16 protein-coding genes are annotated in these 26003 nt (G+C 66.1%); 10 read left to right on the top strand and 6 right to left on the bottom strand.

Features of this window, described 5'->3' with window-relative positions; all coding sequences use genetic code 11:
* The first annotated feature begins 47 nt into the window (after positions 1-47).
* The 5 genes from EKH81_RS02995 to EKH81_RS02975 all read left to right on the top strand — a co-directional run bounded on the left by EKH81_RS02995 (position 48) and on the right by EKH81_RS02975 (position 6820).
* Positions 48-1526: an aldehyde dehydrogenase family protein gene (locus EKH81_RS02995; protein ID WP_132057825.1), complete on the top strand. Its 1479-nt coding sequence runs from the start codon at positions 48-50 to the stop codon at positions 1524-1526.
* A gap of 202 nt (positions 1527-1728) precedes the next feature.
* On the top strand, positions 1729-2481 hold the full coding sequence (locus EKH81_RS02990) for an SDR family oxidoreductase (protein ID WP_202935041.1): 753 nt from the start codon (positions 1729-1731) through the stop codon (positions 2479-2481).
* A 1-nt stretch (position 2482) separates the two neighbouring features.
* On the top strand, positions 2483-3745 hold the full coding sequence (locus tag EKH81_RS02985) for an ArgE/DapE family deacylase (protein WP_132057827.1): 1263 nt from the start codon (positions 2483-2485) through the stop codon (positions 3743-3745).
* Between the two features lie 158 nt (positions 3746-3903).
* Positions 3904-5748 (top strand): aldehyde ferredoxin oxidoreductase family protein, encoded by a 1845-nt coding sequence (locus EKH81_RS02980; protein ID WP_132057828.1) that lies wholly within the window; start codon positions 3904-3906, stop codon positions 5746-5748.
* 220 nt (positions 5749-5968) lie between these two features.
* Entirely contained in the window at positions 5969-6820 is an 852-nt protein-coding gene (locus EKH81_RS02975) for a DUF7847 domain-containing protein (protein ID WP_132057829.1), read from the top strand.
* Between the two features lie 48 nt (positions 6821-6868).
* Here EKH81_RS02975 and EKH81_RS02970 read toward each other — a convergent pair whose 3' ends face one another.
* Together EKH81_RS02970 and EKH81_RS02965 are read right to left on the bottom strand one after the other, a co-directional pair.
* Positions 6869-9235 carry an STT3 domain-containing protein gene (locus EKH81_RS02970; RefSeq protein ID WP_132057830.1) on the bottom strand — a complete coding sequence of 789 codons (2367 nt, stop codon included), beginning with the start codon at positions 9233-9235 and terminating at the stop codon, positions 6869-6871.
* 86 nt (positions 9236-9321) lie between these two features.
* A complete protein-coding gene (locus EKH81_RS02965; RefSeq protein WP_202935040.1) occupies positions 9322-9825 on the bottom strand; it encodes a hypothetical protein in 504 nt (167 codons plus the stop codon).
* Positions 9826-10020: 195 nt separating this feature from the next.
* On the opposite strand from EKH81_RS02965, the gene EKH81_RS02960 reads away from it, so the two are divergent.
* The 4 genes from EKH81_RS02960 to EKH81_RS02945 all read left to right on the top strand — a co-directional run bounded on the left by EKH81_RS02960 (position 10021) and on the right by EKH81_RS02945 (position 19464).
* Positions 10021-10986, top strand: coding sequence for an ROK family protein (locus EKH81_RS02960; protein ID WP_132057831.1), 966 nt, complete (start codon positions 10021-10023; stop codon positions 10984-10986).
* A gap of 95 nt (positions 10987-11081) precedes the next feature.
* Positions 11082-12008 carry a DMT family transporter gene (locus tag EKH81_RS02955; RefSeq protein WP_132057832.1) on the top strand — a complete coding sequence of 309 codons (927 nt, stop codon included), beginning with the start codon at positions 11082-11084 and terminating at the stop codon, positions 12006-12008.
* 375 nt (positions 12009-12383) lie between these two features.
* Positions 12384-13322: a phage tail protein gene (locus EKH81_RS02950; RefSeq protein WP_132057833.1), complete on the top strand. Its 939-nt coding sequence runs from the start codon at positions 12384-12386 to the stop codon at positions 13320-13322.
* Between the two features lie 259 nt (positions 13323-13581).
* The gene (locus EKH81_RS02945; protein WP_132057834.1) at positions 13582-19464 is read left to right on the top strand and encodes a carboxypeptidase regulatory-like domain-containing protein; all 5883 of its coding nucleotides are present in this window, start codon (positions 13582-13584) and stop codon (positions 19462-19464) included.
* A 158-nt stretch (positions 19465-19622) separates the two neighbouring features.
* Here the strand turns inward: EKH81_RS02945 and EKH81_RS02940 are convergent, their stop codons facing one another.
* On the bottom strand, positions 19623-20588 hold the full coding sequence (locus tag EKH81_RS02940; RefSeq protein WP_132057835.1) for a transcription initiation factor IIB: 966 nt from the start codon (positions 20586-20588) through the stop codon (positions 19623-19625).
* 200 nt (positions 20589-20788) lie between these two features.
* Between EKH81_RS02940 and EKH81_RS02935 the strand changes: the two genes are divergently transcribed.
* A complete protein-coding gene (locus tag EKH81_RS02935) occupies positions 20789-21766 on the top strand; it encodes a M48 family metalloprotease (protein ID WP_202935039.1) in 978 nt (325 codons plus the stop codon).
* Positions 21767-21784: 18 nt separating this feature from the next.
* Here EKH81_RS02935 and EKH81_RS02930 read toward each other — a convergent pair whose 3' ends face one another.
* The 3 genes from EKH81_RS02930 to EKH81_RS02920 all read right to left on the bottom strand — a co-directional run bounded on the left by EKH81_RS02930 (position 21785) and on the right by EKH81_RS02920 (position 25978).
* Positions 21785-22741: a DMT family transporter gene (locus EKH81_RS02930; RefSeq protein WP_202935038.1), complete on the bottom strand. Its 957-nt coding sequence runs from the start codon at positions 22739-22741 to the stop codon at positions 21785-21787.
* A 238-nt stretch (positions 22742-22979) separates the two neighbouring features.
* Positions 22980-24746 carry a glycoside hydrolase family 13 protein gene (locus EKH81_RS02925; RefSeq protein WP_132057836.1) on the bottom strand — a complete coding sequence of 589 codons (1767 nt, stop codon included), beginning with the start codon at positions 24744-24746 and terminating at the stop codon, positions 22980-22982.
* Positions 24747-24919: 173 nt separating this feature from the next.
* On the bottom strand, positions 24920-25978 hold the full coding sequence (locus tag EKH81_RS02920) for a TrmB family transcriptional regulator sugar-binding domain-containing protein (RefSeq protein WP_132057837.1): 1059 nt from the start codon (positions 25976-25978) through the stop codon (positions 24920-24922).
* Positions 25979-26003 lie beyond the last annotated feature (25 nt).

Below are 26003 nucleotides of genomic sequence, written 5' to 3'. Positions count from 1 at the left end.
ATCGAACGTCCGAAAGACCTAACGGGGCCGTCCGCGGTACACGGAACATGGGCGTTTCCGACGCGAACGTCGAGGCACCGTACGACCTCTACATCGGAGGGAAGTGGACGGCGGCGGCCGACGGCGGACGGTTCGAGACCGAGAACCCGGCGACCGAGGAGCCGATAGCCGAGGTCGCGGAAGCGACGGCCGACGACGTCGAGCGCGCGGTCGGGGCCGCGCGCGAGGCGTTTCCGGCGTGGCGCGACACCGCCCCGGACGAACGCGGCCGAATCGTCGCCCGAATCGGACAGTTGGTTCGAGACCACCGCGACGAACTCGCCGCGCTCGAGAGCCTCGACCAGGGCAAGCCCGTCTCGCAGGCGAAAAGCGATATGGAGGGGGCGGCTCGGTACTTCGAGTACTACGCCGGCGCGGCCGACAAACTCGAAGGGAGGAGCGTCCCCGTCGGTCCCGACCAGGTGGATTTCACCCTCCGCGAACCGTACGGCGTGAGCGCACAGATAACGCCGTGGAACTTCCCGGGGAACCTCTTCGCGCGGGGAGTGGCACCCGCGCTCGTCGCGGGGAACGCCGCGGTCGTCAAGCCCGCCGAGCAGACGCCGCTCTCGTCGCTCCGACTCGCGGAGCTTTGTGCGCAGGCGGGCGTTCCGGACGGCGTGGTCAACGTCGTCACGGGCTTTGGCGACCCGGCGGGCGCGGCGCTCGTCTCCCACCCCGACGTGGACACCATCACGTTCACCGGGAGCGTTCCGACCGGGCAGGCCATCATGAAACAGGCCGCTGAGAACGTGACGCCGGTGACGCTCGAACTCGGCGGCAAGAACCCCGCGGTGGTGTTTCCCGACGCCGACCTCGACGAGGCGGCGGACTGGATAGCGAAGGCGATTTTCACCAACGCGGGACAGGTGTGTTCGGCGGCCGACCGGGTGGTCGTCCACGAGTCGGTCCGCGACCCGCTGGTCGAGCGCCTCGTCGAACGCGCCGAGCGCTACGAACTCGGCCCGGGGCGCGAGGACCTCGACATGGGACCGCTCGCCTCTGCCGACCAGTTCGAGAAGGTACGGAGTTACGTCGCCCTCGGCCGCGAGGAGGGCGCGACGCTCGCCACCGGCGGAACCGCGCCCGACCGGGAGGGGTACTTCGTAGAACCGACCGTGTTCACCGATGTCGAGAGCGACATGCGCATCGCTCAGGAGGAGATTTTCGGCCCGGTGCTCACCGTCCTCTCGGTCGCCGACGAGACCGAGGCGCTGGCGGTGGCCAACGACGTGGAGTTCGGGCTGGTCGCGGGCGTGTTCACGGCCGACGTGAGACGCGCCCACCGGTTCGCCCGACGGCTGGAGGCGGGGAACGTCTACGTCAACAAGTGGTTCGGCGACACGAACCAGACGCCGTTCGGCGGGTACAAGAAGAGCGGTATCGGCCGGGAGAAGGGACTGGAAGCGCTCGACTCGTACCTCCAGACCAAGAACGTCGCGGTGAACCTCGCTGAGGGGAGCGGGACGGACCTCCCGGGTGCTTGAGTCGTCCCACAGTCCGGAGTCATTCCACAATCCGGGGCCGTCCCACAGCGCGCCCTTCGACCGCCGAACTCGCGGGGGACTCGCGATGTATGAAATTTTGTCCGCCGAATACGGTATTTTCCGTTCAGTATCGCAAGATACGCAATTTCCATTTAATACAGTCCGATAGTTTGATACGGCGAACGCACAACTGTCTCGTATAATGCTAGGGGACACGGTAGCAGTCATCACGGGCGCGGGTTCCGGAATGGGACGCGCGACCGCCCGCCTGTTCGCAGAGCGAGGTGCAGACGTCGTGGTGGTCGACCTCGACGACGACGCCGCATCGGAGACCGTCTCGTCGATAGAGCGCGCAGAGGGGGACAGTTCGGCCGTCGCGGTGACCGCCGACGTCTCCGACGCCGACGACGTGGCGGGGTTCGTTGAGCGAACCGTCGAGGAGTTCGGGCGCATCGATGTGCTCCACAACAACGCTGGCATTCCGCAGGAGTCGACGCCGGTCGAGGACGTGACCGAGGAGACGTGGGACCGGATTCAGGACGTGAACCTGAAGAGCGCGTTCCTCGGCGCGAAGTACGCCGTCCCGCACATGCGCGAGCAGGGCGGCGGCGTCGTTCTCAACACGGCTTCGACCGCGGGCATCCGACCCCGGACCGGCCTCTCGGCGTACGCGGCGTCGAAGGGCGGGATGATTACCCTCACGAAACAGTTGGCGTACGAACTCGCCGACGACGGAATCCGAGTCAACGCGATCTGCCCGGTCGCGACCGACACCGACATGCTTCCCGAGTTCGCGGGCGACGACCTCAGCGTGGCGGGGATGGCGGACACGATTCCGCTCGGCCGACTGGCCGAACCCGAAGACATCGCGCACGCCGCCGCATTCCTCGCGAGCGACGAGGCCGCGATGGTCACCGGCACCGCGCTCGAAGTGGACGGGGGGCGGGACCTCTGACATGGTGGACAAACGCGAGATTTACGACGCGGTCGATGCCCGCGAGGACGCCATCGTCGCGTTCTTGGAGGAGTTCCTCGCCATCGAGACCGAGAATCCGCCGGGCCGGAACTACCGCGAGGGCGCGCAGTTCCTCGCGGACGCGATGGCCGAGCGCGACTACGCGGTCGAGACGGTCGAGGTTCCCGAGGCGGTCGTGGCCGAACACTACCCCGACCGGACCGACCACGAGCGCGTGAACGTGCTGGGTCGGAAGACGAGCGATACCGAGGGGCCGGACGTTCACTTCACCGGCCACTTCGACGTCGTGCCCGCGGGCGAAGACTGGAGCTACGACCCCTACGACCCCACCGTCGAAGACGGCCGTGTCTACGGCCGGGGGTCGAGCGACATGAAATCCGGCATCGCGGCCAGCTTGTTCGCAATCGACGCGCTCGAAGCGGTCGGAATCGACCTCCGCGGGTCGGTCACTCAGAGCATGACTATCGACGAGGAGACCGGCGGCTTCACCGGCCTCGGCTACCTCGTCGACGAGGGGTACGTCTCCCGGGAGAACACCGACTACTGCGTCTACACCGAGTGTTTCGACTCCTCGCGCATCTGCCTCGGCCACCGCGGCGTCCTGAAGTTCAGCGTCACGGCGCACGGCGAGAAAGCCCACGGTTGCATGGCTCACGACGGCGCGAACGCCGTCATGGCGATGAACGACTTCCTCACCCGAATCGACGAGTACGAGGACGAACTCCACGCGCGGACGACCGACCTGCCGGTCACGCCTCCCGAATCACGACGCGCGGACATCTCCGCGACCATGATAGACGCCGGATACTCCGAGAACGTCGTGCCCGACCGGTGTACGGCGACGTTCTACCGCGTGCTCGTCCCCGACGAGACCGTCGAGAGCGCCCGCGAGGAGATTCGCGGTCTCATCGACGACGCCGAGGTCGCGACGGGCCACGCGTTCGCGTACGATGAAATAATGTTCGCCGAACCCGCGAGCGTCCCCGCTGACTGCACGGTGGGTGCGACGTACACCGAGAACATCCTCGACTTCTACGACGAGACCGAACCGGTCGTCTCGCCGGGGTCAGACGACCAGCGGTTCGTCGTCAACGACGCCGGAATCGAAGAATGCATCGTCTACGGTCCGGGACTGCTCGAACAGGCCCACGTCGTCGACGAACACGTCCCTATCGACGAGGTCCTCACCGCGACGAAGGTGATGGCCGCGTCCACCGCTGACCTGCTGGGCGCGACCGAGTAGGCGCTCGGAACTCTCCTCGGCCCGAAAAGGCATTCCGACATTGTTCGGTAGAATCAACGTTTTCCCGTAACGTTTGCGAATAAGTCGAGGAATCAGTGAACTCCGCTCGAACCGACGCTAAACTTTTATCACGCCTCCGGTAGACGTTCCCACAACGCATGACACGCGACCTCCCCGACGTGTACGGCGGCGAGGTGCTGCACGTGGACCTCGCCTCGGGCGACCACCGACGCGAACCGCTCGCCCCCGAGACCGCCCGGAAGTTCCTCGGCGGGAACGGTCTCGCCGCGAAACTCGTCCGCGACCACGTCCCGACCGACGCCGACCCGTTCGACCCCGAGAACGTCGCCGTCTTCGCCGTCGGACCGATGACGGGCACGCCGTTCCAGAGCACCAGTCGCGGCGTCGTCGGCTTCGTGAGTCCGATGACCGAGGGCTTTTTCGACAGCACCTTCGGCGGCACGTTCCCGGCCGCCCAGAAATCGACCGGCTTCGACGCCATCGTTCTCCACGGAACGGCCGACGAACCGGTGTACGTCCGGGTCGGCGAGGACGGCGCAAGTCTCGAATCCGCCGACGACCTGACCGGCCTCGACACGTACGAAACGTGTGCCGCGGTGCGCGAACGCGAGGGGGCGGGATACGACACGCACGTCATCGCCACCGGACCGGCGGGCGAGAACCGCGTGCGCTACGCCTGCCTGCTCCACGACTCCGAGCGCCGAGAGGGCGTCGCGGGGCGTGGCGGCAGCGGGGCCGTCCTCGGGTCGAAGAACGTCAAAGCGGTCGCCGTCCGCGAGGGCGATTTCACACCGGAATCCGCCGACGACGGGGGGCTACGAGACCTCGCCACCGGACGGATGGGACCGCTCATGCAGGAGACCGAGATGCTCCAAGGCTTCGGCACCAGCGGTCTCGTCAACCCTATCAACGAGATGGGGAAACTCGGCCGCCGAAATCTCCAGTCAGAACACGGGCCGAGAGACGACGCGGAGGCGGTCAGCGGCGAGCGCATCAAGGAGGAGTTCGTGGTCGAGGACACCACCTGCACCGCGTGTCCGGTCGCGTGCGGGAAGCACGTCACCGTCGAGTCGGAGGGCCTCACCGAGGCCAAGATTCCCGAGTTCGAGAGCCTCTTCGCTACCTCCACGATGCAGGAGGTGTTCGACGTGAAGCGAGTGATGAAGGCCAACGACCTCTGTGACCGCCTCGGTCTCGACACCATCAGCTTCGGCGTCACGGTCGCGTTCGCCCGCGAGTGCTACGAGCAGGGACTGCTCGAAGACGACGTGTCCCCGCATCTGGAGTTCGGCGACGCCGACGGACTGGTCGAACTCGCGCGCCAGATTTCCCACCGCGAGGGTTTCGGTGACGACCTCGCGGAGGGGTCGTTCCGGCTGGCCGCGGCCGTCGGCGACGGGTCCGAGGAGTTCCTCTACGGCGTGAAGGGCCTCGAAATCGCCGCCCACTCCGCCCGCGGCCTCAAGGGAATGAGCGTCGGCTACGCCACTTCGACGCGCGGCGGGTCCCACCACGACACTCGCCCGACGCTTCAGTATCAGGGTGAACACGACGAGACAACCGAGGGAACCCCCGAGTTCGCCGCCCGGTCACAGCACTTCACCGCGCTCGGCGACTCGCTCACGCAGTGTCGGTTCGTCAGCGAGGGCGGATGGGGCAAGCGGATAAACGACCGCTACCGCGACGCCATCAACGCGGCGACGGGGTGGGACCTCACCACCGACGAGGTCGAGGCAATCGGCGAGCGAGTGTACAATCTGGAGCGGCTCATCAACGTCGAGCGCGGTGTCGCGTCGGTCGAGACCGACACACTCCCGCACCGAGTCCAACACGAGCCGATTCCGGACGGCCCCGCGGCGGGGATGCACTGCCCGCCGGAAGAACTCGACGCGATGCTCGACGAGTACTACGAGGTCCGCGGCTGGAACTCCGAGGGAGAGCCGACTTCGGAAACGCTCGACCGATTGGGGCTCGTACGGTGACGCCGCGCCCGCCGTCGGCGGGCGTCGGTCTGGGCGGCATCTCGACGTAGGTCTCGGATTTGGCGATTTTTCGGGGAGATTTCGACGCAAGGGACCACACGCGAACACGACCTGCTGGGCGGGAATCTCGACCCCGGAACCTCGCTTTTTTCGGGTCCGGCACCGCTCTCGCGCTTCCCGAACCCCAAATATTATCCCGATAGTGTCTCAACTCAAATACATGGCTGTATTCACAGCATTCAAAAAGGTCCCCTCCGCAATACTTCGAAACCCGATTCTCGTCGGGGTGTTCGCCGTATTCGGACTCCTCCAGACGCCTCCGCTACTCGCACAGACAATCAGTCCGGCCGCGACGCTCATGGTCTCGCTCGCGTTCATGGTCGTCACGTTGCTCGCCACACCCTTCATCTACGCTGGCATCGTCGCCGTCGCCGACGAAGCGCTGAAGGGTCGCACGCACCTCGGGACGTTCGTCGAGTCGGGCAAGCGAAACTACCTGTCGATACTCGGCGCGTACCTGCTCCTCCTGGCGGTGTTCATGGCGTTCGGCGTCCTCGCCGTCCTGGGGTTCATCGTGACCGGCGTCTCGGTCGGACTCGCCGGTGCCGCCGAGTCCGGCGGCATCTTCGTGATGCTCGGCGTGTTCGTCCTCATCGGTCTCGCGTTCGCGGCCCTCGTGCTGTTCACCCAGTTCTACGGGCAGGAAATCGTCCTGAACGACGCGGGCGCTGTCGGAGGACTGAAAGGTAGCGTCTCGCTCGTCCGCGATAACTTCGTGAGCACGCTCGGCTACACCGTCCTCGTCATGATCGTCGGCGGTACGTTCGGTCTCGTCATCTCGATTCCGTCAGCACTCCTCCAAGCGACTCCCCAACCGACCGGTGACCTCGCAACTGCGACGACGACCCAACTCTCACCGGCACTGCTGGTCGGCGTCACCGCCGTCTACGTGGTCTCCACTGCGACCATCGGCATGCTGCTCGCGGTGTACGCCGTCGCGTTCTACAACGAACTCCGGGAAAAAACCGATTCGCGCGGCGGTCGCGGGGCCGACCGTGCAGTGACGCGGTAACGACGCGCCGATTCTGCGCGAGAGCGACACACGGTTGGTGTGTAGAAACTACGCGCCGACCGTGACGTTGCCGCCGTTTCGAACCGCATCCTCGGACACATCCACGGTTTCGTTACCGACCGAGTACGTACCGGGGTGAGCAACGGTCACGGAGAAGTTCCCGTCGTCACCGGCTTCGACCGTGCGCCGATAGTCGAACTCCGCGCCCTCGATTTCGACGCGCCGTTCGACCGTCACGGATTCGCCCGCCGACGCGGTGCCGGTGACGTTCGCGCCGGGAACGAGCGTGAACACCTTGGTCGCGCCCGTGTCGCTGGCGTACACCGCGCGGAAGTGGCCGACGCCGGACGACCCGTCGTCGGCCTCGCTTCCGAACCGCTGGTGGAGTCGAGTGTACATGATGTCGTCGCGGGCCTGTCCGGGAAGCGTGAGGTCGCGCGTGACGACGAACCCGACTCTATCTCGTAACCGCTGATACTCCGCTTCCGAATCGTTGGCCGCGAGGAATCGCTCGTAGTTCTGGTCGGCGAACACGTAGGACCGCGATTCGCCGTTCACGTGGTAGTTGTACATCCGATTCCGGCCCCACTTGCTCAGCACGTAGTCCTCGGGGTACTCCCACTCCTGCTGGTCGGCGTAGCCGTCCATCCACTGGGCCGACTCGTACGTCTCGCCCACGATTTTGACCTGCTCGTGGCGGACCGCGGTCTGGACCGCGCCCGCGCTCGTCACGAGCAGGAAGAGGACGCCGAGGACGGTGACGGTGTTTCGACTCGGCATGCGGAGCGAACGCCGGTCGGGAGAGTCAGTTCGACCGGGCGCGGTGGACTCGTCGCGGTCGAACGCGGGCGGCACGGCCACATCGATTTTCGCGGCGAACGCGACGAACGCCCACCCGACGAGTATCGCCACGAACGGCGAGAGTTCGCCGACGAACCGGCGCTGGAGTGTCGCGAGTGCGAGGAAGTACCAGCCGTAGGTCACGACTACGAGCCACGTCGCGCGGTTGGTCCGGTAGGCACGCCACCCGGCGTACAGCAGCATCGGAACCGCGAGCAGCCACGCGAATCCGAGTTCGAACAGCGGACCGAGAAGCGGCCCCAACGCCCCACCGGCGAACATCGAGTTGGTTTCGGCGGGACCAGTTCTAAAGAGGAGAACGTCGAGTCTCGTAAACAGTGTGCTCGCGTACGACGGGAGAAACACCTGCAGGAGCGCGAGACCGCCGAGCGCGCCTGCGACCTCGGTAGTCCCGAGAACGAACGCAGGCATTCGGGCGCGGTGAATGGCTTCCCCGACAAGCGACACTCCAACGACGCCGACGAGCAACAGCGCGGGCGAGTACGCGACCACGCCCTCGTGCCACCCGAAGCCGGTGTGCGCGAGGTGCGAAAGGAGAGAGGCGAACGCCAGCCCCGCGACTATCGGAGCGTTTCCGGCGAGCGACGACCGCTCGGCGCGAACGTCGGCCGCGGTTCGGACCGCGACGTACACGCCGAGCGCGCCGATGAGGAGCGGTCCCGCCTCCCACGCCAGCACCTGTCCGGCGACCGCGAATCCGAGGACGCCCGAGACGACCCACGTCCGGGGGTCGCGGAGTTCGGGGTGGCCGACGTCCGCGAGCCAGACGAGCGCGAGCGCGGTGAGCGCGAGCCACGGGTAGTCGAAGGCGTGGTGGTCGGCGAACCCGAGACCGGTCCGGTAGGCGAACGCCGGAAGCACCGCGAGAAACAGGACCGACGCGACGGCGACCCGGGGGTCGTCGGTCAGTCGCTTGGCTATCGCGTAGGTGAGAACCGCGACGACGAGCGCCGAGACGACCGGATACCACGCCAGCACCGCCCCCGAGGCGTCGGCCCCGCCGAGCAGGTTCGTGACCCACCAGAGCGTACCGACCGTCAGCGGTTCGCCGTTCGCGACCGGACTCGGAAGGCCAGAGAGCACGCTGAAGTCGAAGACACCGACCGCCTCCGCCGAGAGCTGTTCGACCCAGTAGCGGTAGTAGTACGGGTCGTTCGAAGAGAGCAAGACGCCGTCGGAGCGGAACACGTGGGTGAGAAAGTACGTGCGCACCGCCGCGACGAACGCGAGCGCGGCCGCAAGTGCGGCCGCGTTCGCCCGAGAAACCGAGGGGAGCGAGAGCGAGGGAAGCGACCGAGACGGCGAATCGCCGTCGGCCGGGTCGCCGTCGAGGCTCGCTCGAACCGCCTCCGGGTCGGCGACTTCGTACTTCCCGTCGCGCTCGACGACGATATCGCGAGAGACGAGTTCGCCGAAAGTGCCCGAATCGAAGGGCACGTCGTCGAACGTCCATCCGTCAGTTCGCTCGTCAACTTCGAGGAGGTCTCGGAGGTGGGGTTCGAAGTCGGATTTCTCCGCGAGGAGGTCGTCGGTCGCCTCGCGTACGTCGGTCATGGTGGTCGAATGTCGTGAGGAGTGCATAAACCCTGCGACACTCGCTCCGGTCGAATCTCTCGAAAAAACGGCGAACGGCCGAGACGCTACCGAAATTCGCTGAGACTTTCGCCGACCGCGAGGAGGATTCCGTCTTCCTCGTCCTCGGCCCCGAACACGACCGCGAGCATCTGCTCGTCGGGGTTTTCGATGCTCACTGACCGTTCGGCGCGCGAGTCGCCGCTGACCTCGAAGCCGTCGTCCAGTTCGACGCTGGTCTCGTAGGTGCCAGTAGCCTGCCACACGTCCGCGTACACGCCGGTCGCGTCTTCGTTGGGTTCGTCTTCGGTCTGAGCGTGTAGTTCGAACCGTTCGGACAGGACCGAAGACCCGTCGGGACCGGTGATGTCGATGGTGCCTTCGAGCGACTCGCTGGACTCGTTGAAGAGGTTCACGTCTTCGAGGGCGCGGTCGGCCACCTCGTCGATGAGGTCCACACATCCGGCCGTCCCCGCAGTTCCGACGGCGGCGAGACCGGTCAGGACGGTCCGTCGAGGGAGACGCCGGGATTGTCGGCACTGTTCGTCGGCGGTGGAGGGCGAGTTCGCCATATTTTCGCTACGAGATTCTCAACACATAACTGTGTCGGAAAATCCACACGTCCGGATGTTCGGAACGATAGTCGAAGTTTGTCCGGAACGATAGCCGAAGTTTGTGGAGTAAGCGGGGGGTCCCACCGTCGTAGGGCTTCCCTCCAAGACCGTAGCAACAGGATACTTTATACGACGGCGCTATACACCTTCGCCATGGAGCGCATCGCCGTCTTCGGAATTGGTAGTACCCACTGCCGGTACGCCGTCGGCACGCCTTCGGGTGAGTTTCTCACCGACATCGAGGTCGAGGCCACCGACCCCGCCGACTTCGAAGCGCAGGTCCTCAGCGCGGTTCGGACGCTCGAAAACGCGGTTTCGTCGCCCCTCGCCGCGGTCTCGATTTCGTGTACCGGTCTCGTCGGTCACTCGACCGGCGTCGTCGAGGAACTCGACACCAAGGACGGTGACGCGGTTCGCGACATCGACCTCCGGACCGCGATTCGGAGCGAGTTCGACCTCCCGCTCTTTCTCGAAAACGACTGCAGCGCCTCCGCGCTCGGGGAGTGGCGGTTCGGCGTCGGCGAGACCTACGACTCGGTCGCTCACGTCACCTTCGGGACCGGCATCGGGGCCGGAGTGGTCGAGCGGGGACGACTCGTCCGCGGGGAGTCGGGTCACGCCGCGGAAGTGGGTCTCTTTCCGGTCGCGCCGACCACGGGTCTCGACAGTTTCGGCGTCCCCGGCGCGTGGGAAGCCGTCTGCTCGGGGCGAGGAATCCCCGAGTACGTCGCACACCGCCTCCGCGACGAGGACCGCGAGACGGCCTTGGCCGACATCGAATCGCTCCGCGCCCAGGACCTCTTCGAGGCCGCGAGCGACGGCGACGCCGTCGCTCGCGGCTATCTCGAAGACATCGGGCGATACAACGCCGCGGGCATCGGGACGCTGTGTAATGCCTACAATCCGGGCGTCGTCACGCTCGGGGGCGGCGTGGCGCTCAACAATCGACAGACGGTGTTGGAGGGAATTCGAGCGCACCTCGACGACTTCTGTTACGTCGAGACACCGGAGGTTCGGATGACGGGTCTCGGCGACGAAATCGGCCTGTACGGGGCACTCGCGAGGGGCGCTTCGGAGTCGGTCTCGAAGGCGGGCGAGACGCCGAGCGCCCGGTCGTAGGATTCCGGAACTCGGGCCGTCGGACTCCGGAACTCCGGTCGTGAGATTCTACCGGAATCGAGACCCATAATTGTCCGGCGGCCCTCGGACTGCGTGTGAACCACCGCTTCGTAACTGTGGGCTTGTTCGCGGCGCTCTCCGTGCTGTGGGGATTCTCGTTTCTGGCTATCTCGGTGGGTCTGGAGTCGCTGGAGCCGATACTCTTCGCGGCGTTTCGCTACGATATCGCGGCCGTCCTCCTGCTGGGGTACGCCTTCGCGAGCGAGACTCCGAGCCTTCCGACCGACCGGGCGAACGTCACCGCCGTCCTCGCGGGCGGGGTGTTCCTCGTGGCCGCGAACGCGTTTCTGTTCATCGGCCAGCAGACCGTCCCGAGCGGCGTGGCCGCCATCATGCAGAGCCTCGTCCCCATCGCGACCTCGCTGTGGGCGCTCGGACTCCTGCCCGAAGAGCGCGTGTCGTCGGTCGGTGCGGTCGGCATCGGTCTCGGATTCGTCGGCGTCGGTCTCATCGTTCGGCCCGACCCCGGAAATCTGCTCGGGGGCAACGCGGTCGGGCGACTCCTGATTCTCGGGCAGGTCGCGGGCGTGGCGCTCGGTGGCGTCCTCGTCCAGCGAGCGGGACCGACGCTCGACAAGGCCGCGCTGTCGGGGTGGTCGATGCTCGTCGGCGGTCTCGTCCTCCACGGCGTGAGCACCGGCGTCGGCGAAGCGTTCACGCTTCCCACGACCCTCACGGCGGGTGCGGCGGTCGCGTACCTCGGCGTGTTCGCGACAGCAATCGCGTTCTTCATCTACTTTACGCTGCTCGAAGTCCGGGGCGCGCTCGAAACGTCGCTGGTCGCGTACCTCGTTCCGGTGGTCGCGACTATCGTCGGCGTCGTGGTCTTGGGTGAGCCGATTACGCTCCCGACGCTCGTCGGATTCCTCGTCGTCTTCGCGGGGTTCGTCGTTCTCAAGCGCCGGGCGATTGCGGGTCTCGTAGACGAGATAGTGGCGTCCGGGAGCGGGTCGGGAAGCTAGAGCGGCGCGGCCACTTAGCGCCCGCGCCGTCGAGAGTCACGACTCGACCGGAGTCGGCGACATGGGAAAAGGGCAGCAGGTGGTTTGTCAGAGCCGATACCAGTGGCGAAAGCCTGAAACGACGGTTCCCCTGCTACCACACTGGCCAACGTACAGGGTGGTAATAAACCGCGTACCAAAACAGATAGGTTTTCCCCGAATTAAGTCACACTTCGTACACTTTCGCGGAGATATCCTGCCCGAGTGCGACGGCGAACGTTTCATTTTGCGCAAATATCCGGGACGGTCGTCCCGACCGCGGGAAGTGACAGTTTCGTTTCCGATTCGAATAAACATAATTTGAAATAGGGTGGGTTCGATGGACGCACGTCATCCATGACCGATTTGCACGCCGCACCATCGTTCGAAGCGCTCGACGACCACCAGGGAACCACGTTCACCGTCAGCGACGCGGACGCCGACCTCGAACTCGAACTCACAGAAATCGACACCACGTTCGACACCGCCGAAGACTGGGAGCGATTCACGCTCGTGTTCGACGGACCAGGCGACACCGTCCTCGACGACGACCTGTATCGACTCGAAAACGACGGCGGCGACCGGTTCGACGTGAGTCTGAGCGCGACGCCGACGATGAATCCCGACACCGAGCGCGTCCAGTACGAGGTCGCGTTCACGCGCCAGAACCCGGGTCGCGAACCGGGCCGCGCTCGGGGACGCGGCCCGGCGAACGCCGGGAACGGGGCATCGGTCGGCGCGCCACAGCTCGCGGCCAACCCGGTCCTCGGCGGTATCGAACTGTTCGGCGGGAAGTTCGCTCCGGTCGGCTTCTCGAAGTGTAGCGGACAGCGAATACCCATCTCGCAGAACGAGGCGCTCTACAGTCTTCTCGGGACGAAATACGGCGGCCAGGGGAGACAGACGTTCGGCCTCCCCGACCTGCGCGGCCGCGTCCCGATTTCCGCCGGACGGGGCGGTAGTCGGTCTCAACGGAAGGTCGGAGAGGCTGGCGGGTCCGAAACCGTCGCGCTGTCCCAGCAGCAACTGGCACCACACAACCACGCGTTGCAGGCGAACCTTCCGGTGAGCAAAGACCAGGCCGACAGCCGAAACCCCAACGGAAACCGGCTCGGTCTGGTGGCACGCGGCGGCGACGGCGTAGATATCTACACCGACGGCGACGCCAACGGGAAGATGGACGTCGACGGAACCGTCGGTCGAACGGGCGACGGTCGGCCCCACGACAACATGCCGCCGTTCCTGACGGTTACCTACGTCATCGCGGTGCAGGGCGTCTATCCGAGTCACTCCTGAGACGTAGCGCAAGCGGTTCGGGGCGTCGGCGTCCTCGTGGCGGTCCGAGACGCTCGACGGCGACCGCCGTCGAGCGTCTCGGTTGACGGGGACCAGCGCGTTCGAATCAGTACCGAGTATCGGTCGTTCGACCGACACGGCTGTTCACTGATGAAACGGCTGTTCAAGGATGGTACATCTATTATTAGAAAGAAATAAACTCCCCGACTGATTGGAGAGAGTTATGATTTCCCGGTCTGGGCACACGACTCGTTCGGTGGTGAGTGTGTGCCTCGTGGTTCTCGGCGCATGGATGCTCGCGGCCTCGGGCAGTGTCGCCGGACTCGACGCACCGGCGCACGCTCTCGATGACGGAGAGAACGCTGGCGGAGCGGGCGAGCGCACGCACGAAGTCCGCTCGATTTCGGCGATGAGTGCCCAGCAGGAGGGGCCGAATCTGCTCACGAACCCTGACTGCAACAGCGACGACGGCAGCGGCACCCCACCGGACGGGTGGACGGCGGTGTCGAGCAATGTCCAGTGTACGGACCCATCGACTATCGACGATTTGACTTCACCCGACGGGTCGGACTCCTTTGCCGATTTCTCCGGTGATGACTCCGACGGCATCGTCGAGCAAGAGGTCGACGTGACCGGCGAGACGGAGTACAACGTCGGCGGCGAGGCCGGGAGGGACACTGGCACCAGCGATTACGTCGAGATCGAGGTCGAGTACCGAGATAGCAGTGGCTCCGTCCTGTCGGGAAGCGGTACCACGGTGGAATCCAAGCCAGCGGGGGGAACGTACGAGTCGTTCGAGGGGACGACCGAGGCTCCGCAGGACGCGGCCACCGCCGTCGTCCGGGTCACCCTCGTCGATATCGACGACACCAGCTACTCGGACGCCTACCTCAACGAGGTCGAGTTCCGCGAGGTCACCAGCGGGGTGACTGCGTTCCCGGTCAGCGGCGTCGAGACGGGCGTCGAACAGACCCTCGACCCGTCGTGGACGCTGTTCGACGACGACTACGCCGAGGACGAAGACGACCTTGGCAGCGAACCCGCCGACCTCGCGAGCTTCGGCGGCGGCGACCTCGCAGGCGACGCCACCGAGTACGACGCGGGCGATACCGCCGACCTCGCGGGCGGCACGCTCGAAGTGAACGCCGACGGGTCGTTCAGCCTCACCGACCCGACCGAGACCGGCACGTACGCGTTCGACTACCGCATCGAGACGGATGACGGCCAGTCGGACGAGGCCACGGTGACAATCGAGGTCGGCGACCACGAACTCGAAAATCCGGCGTGCGAGGAGACCGACGGAACCGAGGTTCCGCCGGGATGGACCGGAACGCAGGGGGACATGACGTGTCTCGATTTGGACACCACCGACGACACCGACCACTCGGCCGCGGTCGGCGACAGCGCGTTCGCGGTGTCGGCCGGGACCGGCGACGTGGTCGCCGAACAGGAAGTGTGGGTCGTCCCCGACGAGGAGTACTCCATCGAGGGACTCGTCGGAACCGACCCCGGAGACGACTACGGCGAGGTCGAAGTCGAGTACCTCGACGAGGGGGGCAACGTCATCTCGGGCGAGGGCGTCACCGTCTCGAACCTCCAGTCGGACTCGGCAAGCGAGTTCGATAGATTCGCGGATTCGTCGGTGGCCCCGACCGACGCGCACAAAGCCGTCGTCCGCCTCCGGATGGCCCACGTCGAGAACGACGACTTCGCGGGCGTCTACTTCGACGACCTCGCGTTCACCCCCGGAACCGCCGCAGACGAACCGGTGAACGCCTACGACGTCGATGGGCTGGAGGTCGGAATCGAGAAGACGCTCGCGCCCGACGAGTCGGTGTTCGACCTCGGCGACCAGTCCGACGAGCGCGGCTTTCCGAAGGCCGACCTCGCGAGCTTCGGCGGCGGCGACCTCGCGGGCGACGTGACGAGTAACGACGCGGGCGACACCGCCGACCTCGCTGGCGGCACGCTCGAAGTGAACGCCGACGGCTCGTTCAGCCTCACCGACCCCACCGAAACCGGCACCTACGCGTTCGATTACCGCATCGAGAACGAGGACGCGTCCGACGACGCGACGGTCGAGATTCGGGTACGAGACCACACGCTCGACGACCCCTCGTGCGAGGACGGCGCCGACGGCTGGACCGACGCCTCGCCCGGCGAGTCCACGATGGGGTGTCTCGACCCCTCGACCGACGGGGACCAGAGCGCACCGAGCGGAACCGAGGCGTTCGGCGACACCACGGGGAGCGGCGACTACGCGAGCCTCGAACAGACCGTCCCGATACGGTCGGGCCGGTCGTACGAAGTCGGCGGATTCGTCGGCACCGACGACGACCTCTCGACCGCGGACTACGGCCAGGTCGAAGTCGAGTACCTCGACGAGTCGGGGTCAGTCGTCTCCGGCGCGGGCACGTCGCTCACCGACCTGCGCTCGGACTCGGACACCGAGTTCGACGAGTTCGGCGACACCTCGGCCGCCCCCGAGAACGCGGTTGACGCCGTCGTTCGAATCACCGCCCACCAAGAGGACGGCAGCTACGCCGAGGTGTACTTCGACGACCTCTCGTTCGAGGAACTCGGAATCGCGCCGACCGCGAACGACGCCGACGGCTTTGCGGTCGGATACGGCGGCACCCTCGGCGAGAGCGTGGTCGAAGACCACGGCAACGGAGCCGACGACCTCGGCGACCCGGAGGCGAGCGTCGCGAGCTTCGGCGGCGGCGACCTCGCAGGCGACGCCACCGAGTACGACGCGGGCGACACCGCAGACTTCGCAGGCGGGAGCCTGACGCTCGCCGCCGACGGTTCGCTCGAACTCGCCGGACCCACCGAGGACGGCACGTACGAAGTCGATTACCGACTCGAAAACGACGCCGGACACGACGACGCGACCGTGACCATCGACGTGAGGCGACCGAACGTCGATGGCACCGTCACCGACGCCGCGACGGGCGACCCGCTCGACGGCGCGACCGTCACGCTCGAAACCGACGACGGGACCGTCGCAGACACCCAAACGAGCGGTGACGGCTCCTACGCGTTCGACGCGGTCGAGGGCAACACCGACTACGACGTGACCGTCGAGCGCGACGGCTACGAGAGCGACACCGACTCCGTGACCGTCGGAAGCGACGACGAGACCCTCGACGTCGGACTCGACGGGAGCGCGTCGGTGAGCGGGACAATTTCCGACACGACGTTCGAGACGGGCGTCCCCGGCATCTCGGTATCGGTCGAGAACAGCGACGCGACGTACACTGCCGAGACAAGCAAAGACGGAACGTACAGCGTCTCCGTCCCCGGAACAGACGAGGCGTACACGGTGGGCGTCTCCCCCGAGGGCTGGGGCGCGAACTCGGCGACGACCGCGACGCTCGGCGACGGCGACGACGCGACCGACTTCGACCTCGACATCACCGGGGACGCGAAAGAGGAAGCCATGTCGGTCAGCGACGCCGTGACCGACGAACCCATCGAGGACGCGACCGTGACCGTCGAAAGCAACGTGTTCGGCGTCGCCGAGGACGTGTCCGCGACCGACCAGAACGGCTTCGTGGAGACGAGCGTTCCGGGCGGGTACACCTACGACTTCGTGTACTCGGCCGCGGGCTACGACGACTTCGAACACACGTCGTCGCTGGACCCGGGCGAAACGAATAGTCGAAGCTGGAAACTGACGGGCAACGCCGAGATTTCCGGCCGAATCATCGACGCCGACAGCGGGGCGGGAGTCGAGGGCGCGACCGTGACCGCCGAAATCGGCGGCGACGAGTACACCGCGACGACCGACGCCGACGGGTCGTACACCGTCGATGGCGTTCCCGGCGGCGACGACTACGACGTGAGCGTCGAAGCGGACGGCTACGACGCGACCACGTTCGCCGACGAGCGAGTTTCGGACGGCGCGACTCACGGACTCGACGCCGACCTGACGGGGACGGCCACCATCAGCGGCACGGTCACGGACGAAGTCTTCGGAACCGAACTCGAAGACGTAACGGTGACGGCCGAAGGCGACGCGGGGACGTACACCGTCGAGACCGACGAGAACGGCGAGTACACCCTCACGGTCGCCGGACTCGCCGACCCGCAAGCCGAGTCCTACGACGTCGGAGTCGAGACGACGGGATGGGAGTCTGACTCCGATACCGTCGGCGTGGGCGACGGCGAGGACGCCACGGGCACGGACTTCGAACTCAGCGGCGATGCGAGCGACGACCTCACGCTCACCGACGCCGAGTCGGGCGGAGAGATAGCCGACGCGGAGGTGTCGGTCGAGAGCGACTCGTTCGGCGTCGCGTTGGATTCCTACTCGGCCGACAGTTCGGGGACCGTCTCCATCCCCGCGCTCCCCGGCGGCCACGCCTACGACTACGTCATCGAAGCCGACGGCTACGACGGGAGCGACCTCGCGGACGTGTCGCTGAGTCCCGGCGAAACCGCCAGTCGGACCCACACGCTATCGGGGAACGCGACGCTCGCCGGAACGGTGACCGACGACGTTCTCGGAGCACCCGTCGAAGGCCTCGCCGTGACGGCCGAACACGGCGGCGACACGTACGACGCGACGACGGACGCGGACGGCGACTACCGGTTCGAAGCCGTCGCGGGGGGCCACGAGTACGACGTGGCAATCGACGAGGACGGCTACGAACTGGCCGAGACGCGCGTGACCGTCGGCGACGGCGCGAGCGCCACCGAAAGCGTCGTCGTCTCGGGCAACGCCGAACTCACCGGTACGGTGACCGACGCGGTGACCGGCGACGAAATCGACGGCGCGACCGTGAGCGTCGAAGACGGGTCGCGAACGTACACCGCGACGACCGACGCGGACGGCGAGTACGTCGTCGAAAATATCCCCGGAACCGGCACGGACTACGACCTCTCGGCGACTATCGCGGACTATGAGACGAACGCCACGGTCGTCTCGCTCGGCGACGGCGAGGACGAGACCGCCGACCTCGCGCTCGAAGGCGAACCCGGGTCGGTCTCGGGAACCGTCACCGAACTCGACGGCCAGACGCCGGTCGAGAACGCGACGGTGACGCTGTCGAACGCGAGCGAGACGCTCGACTCGATGACGACCGACGACGATGGAGACTACCGATTCGAAACGGTAGCGCACGGCGACGACTACGCGCTGGCGGCGAACGCGACCGAGTTCATCGAAGACGAGACGACCGGCGTCACTGTCGGTCCAGCGGCGTCGGTCACTGGGACCGACTTCGCGCTCGAACGCGACGCGTTCGTCGCGATGACGAACCTCGATGCCCCCGACACCGCCAAACGCGGCGACAACGTCACGCTGAACGCGACGGTCGAGAACGTTGGCGACGTGAGCGAGACCGCGCGCATCGAGTACCGAATCGACGACGCGTCCGAGGCCAACACGACCGTCTCGCTCGACGCTGGCGACGAGCGTTACGTCGAGTTCGTCTCCAAAGTCGCCGAGAACGCGACGTACGGCACCTACGAGCACGGCGTGTTCTCGCCCGACGACTCCGAGACGGCGAACGTGACGGTTCGGCGACCCAACTCCGGCTCGCCAGCCGAGCCAGCGAGTCTATCGGTCGTCGAGTTCTCGGCCGACCCGACCGAAGTGACGGTCGGCGAGTCGGTAACCGTGACCGCGACCGTCGAAAACACCGGCGACCAGACCGGCGGCGCGGAGTTCGAACTGTTCCTCGACGGCGACCGAATCGACCGCCGGACGCCGATGGTAGCGGGCGGTACGACCGAGACGATGACGTTCACCGCCGAACCCGAGAAGCCAGGGACCCACACGCTCGAACTCGACGGGCGGACCCTCGAAATCGACGTTCTCGAAGAGCGCGAGGACGAACGCGACGGCGACGAAAGCGAGGACGACGGCGACGGGAGCGACGGAAACGAAGACGACACCACGCAGACCACCGAAAGTCGCGAGACGACCGAAAACAACGAGACCCACGAGCGCGGCGAGACCAACGAAACCCGCGAGACCAGTCAAAACGATGGGGGCGACGGAAACGCGACCGGTTCGGACTCGGACGACGATCTGAGCGACGAGCCAACGAACGGGACGGTTCCCGGCTTCGACGCGGGCGTCACCCTCGTCGGTCTCGCCGTCGCGGTCATGGCGTTCGCTCGTCGGGAGTGAGTGCGGCGTCCGAACCGCGAAAAGTCAGCAATGCATCGTCGGAAAACGCGACCCGATATTTCTGCCGTCGTTCGGCGTCGAGCGGTCACGGGACCTCGACATCACGCGAACGCGCCACCGCGTCCCGACGCGTCGGGACGCGGTGGCGCTCGACGGTGTCAGTAAAGGCCCATCGCTTCGATTTGCTCTTGATACCGGTTTCGGATGGTGACCTCGGTGACCTGCGCGACGTCGGCGACCTCGCGCTGGGTCTTCTTCTCGTTACAGAGCAGCGAGGCGGCGTAAATCGCGGCCGCGGCGTACCCCGTCGGCGACTTGCCCGAGAGGAGGCCCTGCTCTGCGGTCTTGTCGATAATCTCGTTCGCCTTCATCTTGACCTCCTCGCTCACGCCGAGTTCGGAGGTGAACCGCGGCACGTACTCCTTGGGGTCCACCGGTTCCATCTTGAGGGTGAGTTCCTTCGCGATGTAGCGGTACGTCCGACCGATTTCCTTCTGCTCGACGCGGGACACCTCCGAGACCTCTTCGAGGCTCCGCGGAATGCCCTCCTGCCGACACGCCGCGTAGAGGCAACTGGTCGCGACGCCCTCGATGGACCGGCCCCGAATCAGGTCCTCGTTGAGCGTGCGCCGGTAGATGACCGACGCCACCTCGCGGACCGACCGCGGGACGCCGAGCGCGCTCGCCATCCGGTCGATTTCGGACAGCGCGAACTGGAGGTTCCGCTCGCCCGCGTCCTTCGTCCGGATGCGCTCTTGCCACTTGCGCAGACGGTGCATCTGACTCCGCTTCTCCGAGGAGAGCGACCGACCGTAGGCGTCCTTGTTCTTCCAGTCTATCTGGGTCGTGAGACCCTTGTCGTGCATCGTGTTCGTGGTCGGCGCGCCGACCCGACTCTTGCTCTGGCGTTCGCTGTGGTTGAACGCGCGCCACTCCGGCCCGCGGTCGATGGTTTGCTCTTCGAGGACGAGACCGCAGTCGTCGCAGACGATTTCGTTGCCGTCTCCGGTCGTGACGAGGTCCTCCGAGTCGCACTCGGGACAGCTCTGGGTCTCGGTCTGGTCTGTTTCCTCTTCCGATGTACGTTCACGCTCGCGTTCTCGCTGCCGATTCGGACGAACCATTCGATACGTTATAAAGAGCAGTTTGTCTGCCTAATAAGTATGGTATTGTTCGGGAGCGAAAGCCGGATACAATTTTATTTATTATTATATTTTCGAACTGGTAAAACTCGGGGAAGTCGGACAGGACGACCGAATCGGGTCCCGGAGAGCGTCGAGTCCGCCGCGTAACACTTTTCGGGTCGCGTTTAGATTCCGTTACTATGTCCTCCGAACGAATCGGCCTGCAGGTGCGGATGGTCGCCGCCCTCGTCGGTCTCGCGCTCGTCACGGTCGGGTTCCTCGCGGGCGTCTGGACGGTCTTCTACGGCGCGCTCCTGCTGTTCGACGTGGCGTTCGCGGCCGAAGCCGCGGGCGGTATCACTGCGATAACGCTGGTAACGGTCGGCTACCTCGAATACAGACAGCTCGACACCATCGAGCGACTGGCCGACGCCCACCCCGTCACGCGCGAGGAGGCACCGGAGCTGTACGAGACCGCGACGAGAGTCGCCGCCCAACTCGACGTTCCCGCGCCGACGATTGCGGTGTCGGAGCGGGACGCGCCCGAGGCGCTGGCGGTCGGCTTTCGCCCGAGCAACGTTCACCTCGTGGTCTCGCTCGGGACGCTCGACGCGCTCGACAGCAACGAGGAACTGGAGGCGGTGCTCGCACACGAACTCGCCCACGTCAGGAATCGGGACGCGATGGTGATGACGGTGGTCTCGCTCCCGGTGATTCTGGCTGACGGACTCGGCTCTCGGATTGCCGAGACCGAGGAAGTGGGATGGGCCGCAATCGTCATCATCCCACTGGCGTTCCTCTCGACCGTCGCGTGGGCGGTCGGACGGACGATTTCGGCCCGGCTGTCGAGAGCGAGAGAGCGCGCGGCCGACCGGGCGGCGGCCGAGGTGACGGGGTCTCCCGCCGCGCTCGCGAGCGCGCTCGAGCGACTCGACCGCGACATCGCCGAGACGCCCAATCGCGACCTCCGGGAGGTGTCGGGCATCTCGTCGCTGTCGATTCTCCCGCTCGAACCCGAGGAGCTCGAAAAGGTGATGCTCGGTCCCGAGGGCGAAACCGAGCCGTCGTACTGGTGGCTCGAAACGCGCCTCCACAGGCTCGAACGCTACCTCTTCGAGACCCATCCGCCGACAGAGGACCGAATCGAATCGCTGGCGGCGAGCGAGCGTGAGCAGTGAGGGACGGCGGTACCGCGTTCACCCCGACAGCGAGACCAGCGTCGCGCCGATGACGACGACGAGTGCGGCCGCGAGAAGTGGCCACGTGACTCGTTCGAGCCGTCGCGGAAGGAACACGGCCGACAGCCCAATCACGAGTAAGGGCGCGGTGTGGGTGATGGGAACGACGAGGACGACCGGGGCCGACGCGAGCGCCCCGAAGTACGCGAGCAGTCCAATCGTACTCGCGAGTCCGGCACCGACGTACCAGCGCGCGTGCGGACTCCGGACGGGGACGCGAAGCGTGTCCAGTCGGAGTTTCCGGTAGCCGACGTAGCTCGCGAACGCCGTGGACATCATCACCCCGAGACCGACGAGAATCGGCGTCCCGGAGCCGAGTCCGGCCCGGACGAGCACCGGTTCGATGCCGACGAACGCCGCCGCCCCCACCGGGAACAGCAGGGAGAGACCGACGCCGCGGAGCGAGACGTCCGCGTTCGCGTCGGTCGCGGTCACCCACGAGATGACCGCGACGCCGACGACGATGAGCGCGATTCCGACGACGTGAGCCGTCGTGAGCGACTCGTCGAGGAGCCACACCGCCAGCACGGTCGAGACGAGCGCCGAGGCCGAAACGACGGGGGTCGTTCGACTCGCGCCGATTCGGTCGATTCCGGCGAACGTACACAGCCGACCGAAGACGAGACCGGCGAGTCCCGCGGCGGCGAACACGCCGACGGCCTCCCACGAGAGACCGTAGTCCGGGTAGTGGAGAACGACCGCGAGCGGCCCGACGAGAGCGAGGTTGACCCCCATCATGACGACGACGGCGTCGCCCACGTCCCCCCTGTCGGTCGCAATCCGAATCAGCACGTTCTGGACCGCGAGGAGCACGGCGGCGAGCGTCGCCAGCGCGAGACCGACGAGCGAGACGAGTTCCATCGGTCCGGCGGTCAGCGGTCCCCTCGCGGGCGTCGGTCGTCCGTTTCGGAGCACGGGCGAGTCGGCGGGCGCGGCGGGTCTCGGCTCTCGGTGAGCATGTCGCAACCGAGTGTCCGAGAGGATATAATACCGCGACGAGGCGTGACACCATACAACATGCATCACGGTAGGGAGTCGCACCCTTCACGGAACACGACACGGACGGTCGTTCTCGATATCGTACCGTAGTTAGGCAGGAGCAGTCGGCAGTGCGTCGCGTGAGAGGACGGGACTCGGAGCGAGGGTTTCGACGCTACTTCCAAACCGCGCCCGACATCGGGGGGAGTTCGAAGACCGAATCGCCGTCCCGCGGAATCTCCTCGCCGGTCGTCGCCACGAGCGTCTCGGGGGTTCCGTCGCACGGAACGCGAACCTCGACCGGCGACTCGCCTCGGTTGACGCCCACCGTGACTTTCTCGGTCGAATCGCGCTCCGAGCGCGAGTAGACGACGCGGTCGCCGCGACACTGGTCCCTGTCGAAGGTGAGCGTTCCGCGCCGGAGCGGTCGGTGGGTCGTTCGCAGGTCGACGAGGTCGGACACGTACCGGTGGAGGTCCCGGTCCTGCTCGTCGGGGTCCCACACCATCGTCCGGCGACAGTCGGGGTCCTCGCCGCCGGTCATGCCGACTTCGTCGCCGTAGTACACGCAGGGCGTCCCCCGGAAGGTCAGCAACACGAGGAGCGCGAGTCGGACTTTTCGCTCGTCGCCGTCGTATCGGTGCTTGAGACGAGCGGTGTCGTGGCTCCCGAGCAGATTGAACAGGACTTCGTTGACCTGTTCGGGGTAGCGCGTGAGGAACCGATTCACTTTGTCGGCGAACGTCGAGGCGTCGATGGACTGCTCGCCGAGGAAGTCGTCGGCCGCGTAGGTGAACGGGTAGTTCATGACGGCGTCAAACTGGTCGCCTTGAAGCCACGGCCGCGAATCGTGCCAGATTTCGCCGAGGATGTAGGCGTCGGGCTTGACGTCCTTGACCGCCCGCCGGAACTCCCGCCAGAACTCGTGGTCCACTTCGTTCGCCACGTCGAGACGCCACCCGTCGATGCCCGTCTCTTCTATCCAGTCGGTCGCCACGTCGATGAGGTAGGACTTGACCTCGGGGTTCTCGGTGTTGAGCTTTGGCATGTAGCTCTCGAAGCCGAACGCGTCGTAGCTCGGTCGGGGTTCGAGTTGGATTGGGAACTCGTGGATGTGGAACCAATCGACGTACTCGGAGTCGCGGCCGTTTTCGAGGACGTCCTGAAACGGCCCGAACCGTCGCCCGCAGTGGTTGAACACCGCGTCGAGCATCACGCGCATGTCGCGGTCGTGGGCGGCGTCCACGAGTCGCTTCAGCGTCTCTTTGTCGCCGAAGTGGGGGTCGATTCGCTCGTAGTCGGTCGTGTTGTACTTGTGATTCGATGTGGATTCGAAGATGGGCGTGAGATACAGCGCCGTGATGCCGAGGTCGTCGAGGTAGTCGAGGTTGTCGATGACGCCCTGTAAGTCGCCGCCGAAGAAGTTGTCCTGTTCGGGCTTGCCGCCCCAGTCCTCGACCCCGTCGGGGTCGATGTCGGGATTGCCGTTGGCGAACCGCTCGGGGAAAATCTGGTAGAACACCGCGTCGGCGACCCACTCGGGCGGGTCGATGACGTCGGCGGGGTTGACGAACGGGTACTCGAAGTAGTGGAGCGGTTGGTCGGTTCCGGCGGTCGGCAGGTCGTTTTCGGCCTTCGACTCGAAGCCCCACTCGGTGAACCACAGTTCCTCGTCGTCGGCTTCGAGGAGGAACGCGTAGCAGAGTCGCCGGTGGGCGGGCGTGACCGACGTCTCCCAGTAGTCGAAGCGCGAATCGCTCCGGACCTTTTCGAGGCGAGTCAGACTCCGGTTCCCCCAGTCGAATTTGTCGGCGTGGAGCACCCGACACCCATCGAGGTTCCCCTTCTTCGCCCGGAGGCGAAGGCGGACGGTCTCGCCGTCCTCCGCGTACGCGAGGTTGCTCTTGGGTCGGTGGTGAATCGCTTCTCGACAGACCGACATCACGGCCCCTCCGTGTCGGTTCGGTGCGTCTCGTCGAGCGTGTGGGCGGACATCACGAGCGATTCGTCACGAGATTGCCTAAAAAATGTTTTGAATAGTTTCTTCAAAGTTAGAAGTCGAGGGGGCGGCGCACGCGCCGCCCCCTCGACTTCCGATGACTGTCGATTCGTCCGCTATTCTCGGGCGGTGAGGGTGACCTCGGTGGCCTCGAAGTCTTCGAGGAACGACCCGGGACCGCCGACGGTGACTCGCCCGTCGTCGGTCTCGGCGACGAGGGAGTTCTGGACCGGGAAGTCGTTGGTCGCGGGTTCGACCAACCCCTGATAGGTGTCCACGACCGTCCCGGTGAGCGTCTTGTGGTCGGGACCGCCCCGAGACGGCGTGACCGAGGCCTCGACGCCGACCGGGCGGTCCTCGCGGAGGCGGAGGGTCGCGTCGAGAACCGCGTGTCGAAAGCTCCGGTACGCCGCCGGGAGCGACCGGGGTTCGGCGACGTAGACTTCGTCCGCCGTCGGCCAGTAGTTGCCCATGAACGACCCGACGAGCACGGGGACTATCTGCTCCTGGGCGAACGCGATGGCCCGCTGGTCGGTGTTCGACCGCGCCACCATCTCGACGGGTGCCACCACGCCGTACTGCTGGTCGACCGTCAGAATCAGCGGCGTCGCGTGTTCCCACGTTCTGACGACCGTCGCGACGCCGTCCACGTCGTCGGTGTCGAATCCGTTCGACGGGGCGTCGTTGACAAGCACGAGCGCGAGGACGCCGCGGTCTACGGCCTCGCGGAGTTCGTCCGCGACTTCCGAGAGGTGTTCGTAGGGAATCGAGAGCGTGAGTTCGCTGTCGGCCGCCGAGATGAACTCCGCGATTCGCTTGACGACGGTGACTCGCGACTTGACCACATCGAACTGCTGGAGGTCGCGCTCGGCCCGAGAGTACCGCTCGGAGAGCGCCGGTTCCATCGCGGCGAGTTCGTCGGTGAGCGCCGCGACGACCTCCTCGGGCGGACGGGCCCAAATCTTCGTCGGCACCACGTGGTCGTCCACGTCCACGAACCCCCGGTCCTCGAGCGCTTCGCTGATGCTGTAGACGTACCGCTTCGAGACCCCGGTGGCGTCCGCGATTTCGCTCGCCGTCGCCTCGCCCTGTTCGAGAATCGCGAGATACGTGTCCACCTCTTTTTCGGACAGCCCGAGGTGGCGTAACTGCTCGGAGAGCGTCAGGTCGTCCATTACTCGGTACACCGTCCGCCGGGTT

Origin of the sequence: Halorussus amylolyticus, assembly GCF_004143485.2 — an archaeon.
GTDB classification, from domain to species: domain Archaea; phylum Halobacteriota; class Halobacteria; order Halobacteriales; family Haladaptataceae; genus Halorussus; species Halorussus amylolyticus.
Note: the sequence above shows the minus strand (reverse complement) of the source record. Positions and strands in the feature narration are given on the sequence as shown.